The sequence below is a fragment of the Romboutsia sp. 13368 genome, assembly GCF_018336475.1.
GTDB lineage: Bacteria > Bacillota > Clostridia > Peptostreptococcales > Peptostreptococcaceae > Romboutsia.
Map to the genome: position 1 here is coordinate 2,202,943 of NZ_CP048741.1, position 2,451 is coordinate 2,205,393.

Genomic DNA, 2,451 nt, shown 5'->3' on the forward strand with positions numbered 1-2,451 from the left:
CATTCCTTATCTATTTATTTATATCAATTAATTTATATAAAATATTTTTATCTCTTAAATAAAATAAGAAGGTAAAAGCTTACACATTTTACCTTCTTATTATTTTACCCATTAATAATTTATATAAAACTACTTTTTAAATGAACTTTGTAGTTCATAAAAAGATTTTAATCTTTCTATTACTAGTCTTTTTATTTCATCAAATTTTACATCAGTTAATATTTCTATAGCTTCCTCTACTGTTTCAACTGTATATATAGTAAATTTACCTTCCTCTATAGCTTTTGTTACCTCATCTGATAAAACTAAGTTTCTGCTATTATTTTTAGGTATTATTACTCCCTGATCATTACTTAATCCTTGCTTTTTACAAGTTGAATAAAAACCTTCTATTTTTTCAGTTATTCCTCCAACTACTTGTATCTCTCCTTTTTGGTTCATAGATCCTGTTGCAGCTATACTTTGTTTTAAAGGTATTTTACTTAATGATGATAAAATAGCGTATAATTCAGCTCCTGTAGCACTATCTCCATCAACCCCACCATAGTTCTGTTCAAAGCATAAACTAGCATTTAAAGAAAGAGGGAACTCTTGAGCAAAATTTTCAGCTAGATATCCACCTAATATAAGTACACCTTTATTGTGTATAGGCCCACTCATATTAACTTCTCTTTCTATATTAAGTATACCTTTATTTCCAGGGCTAGTTATAGCTGTTATTCTAGAAGGTCTTCCGAATGAATACTCACCGGTGCTAAGAACAGATAATCCATTCATCACTCCAACTCTACTTCCATGAGTTTCAATAAGCGTAAATCCATTTTCTAATGATTCATCCATTTTATTTTCTATTCTATTTAATCTTTTCTTTCTTTCTAATATTGCTTTTTGGACATCTAATCTTTCTACGTAGTCAACTCCTCTAATTTGTGCACATGCACTACCTTCAACTATAACCTCTAGTATTTTATTAAATTGAGTTGAAAGTTTATATTTGTCACCACAGATTCTAGTACTAAATTTTATAACTTCTTCAACAGCCTCATAAGTAAAATGTTTTAAATTATTTTTATTACATTGACATGCAATAAATCTTGCTATTCCATCTTCATTATTTTCAGTTTTGTCCATTTCATTATCAAAATCTACAAATATTTTAAAATATTTACTAAAATCAGGGTCATAATTATAAAGTAGATTATACATATAGTTACTACCTATTAATATTACTTTAATATCTATTGGCATACTTTCAGGCTTTATAGCAGTTTGAGTATCTACTCCTATTTCTCTTGATTGAATAGCTCTTTTTAGCATATCCCAAGATAAGCCATATCTTAAAAGCTGGTCAACATATAAAACTAAATACCCCCCATTTGCCTTATGCACTGAACCTGGTATCAATTTTGTAAAGTCTGTTTTTACATTTCCATTATAGTAATCGAATTCTGCCTTACCAAACAAATTAGATGGGCTTGGGTTTATTTCTACTATAACTGGAGCTTTACTGTTCTCTCTATCAATTCCATTATCAACAAATAAATTAACTTTATATTTTAAAAAGTGCTCTTTATCATATTTATCTTTTAATTCGTCTTCATCCATGTAGAATAAGTACACATACTCTAAAATATTATCTCTCATGTTATTTAAGTAAACTTTTACCTTATCATAGCTATTATATTTATTTAATAGCGATTCAATATGAGGGTCTATAACGTATTTTGCAACTTCTTCTTCTAAATCTAACAATGCTTCTTTAGCCTCATCTTCTAAGTCTCTAATTTTATACGCAACTTGTATTGCAGCATTTTCTAAGTCTCTTTTTACTTTATAGAACTCTTCATCTGTATAATCATCTTCTTCATCTTCCTTAGATTCATTTATAGGTATAAATACCATTCCAACCTTGCTATTTTTTAATTTAAATCCTTTTTCTTCTGCATATTTCTTTATTTTTTTCAATAATGCATCTTTTTCTATCTCAAATTCATCTATTAGTTGGTTTTTGCCTATTTCAAAATCTTCACTCTCAAAAGCATCTCTTAATTCATCTAATAAAGTTTCTATAAGTTTTTCAATATCTTTTTTGAATATCTTACCCAACCCTTTCTCAAGCCCAATTATAAGTGGTTCTCTATTATTTTCAAAATTATAAACATAGCACCAATCTTTGTGGTTACCTTTTTTCTCTGCATATTTATTTAAAACATTCAATGCATATGTTGTTTTACCTGTACCTGAATCTCCTGCTAAATACATATTATAAGCTGGGTTATCTATTTTTAATCCTATTTCCATAGCTTCTATAGCTCTCTCTTGACCTAGTATACCTTCTAGAGGTTCTATCTCAGATGTATTATTAAAATGTAACATTGCCCCTCCCCCCTTCTATCATTTTATATATTCTATGACTACTAGCTTGTAAAAGTTGAGTTATATAATATATTT

At 28.2% G+C, this 2,451-nt stretch carries 1 protein-coding gene; it reads right to left on the reverse strand.

Annotated features, from left to right (window positions below; translation table 11 throughout):
• Positions 1–129: 129 nt before the first annotated feature.
• Entirely contained in the window at positions 130–2,376 is a 2,247-nt protein-coding gene (locus tag G3997_RS09195) for a Lon protease family protein (RefSeq protein ID WP_296645481.1), read from the reverse strand.
• Positions 2,377–2,451: the final 75 nt, after the last annotated feature.

What these genes read in the sequence shown, in the direction of transcription:
- G3997_RS09195 (WP_296645481.1), bottom strand. Translation starts at nt 2,376, where the DNA reads ATGTTACATTTTAATAATACATCTGAGATAGAACCTCTAGAAGGTATA.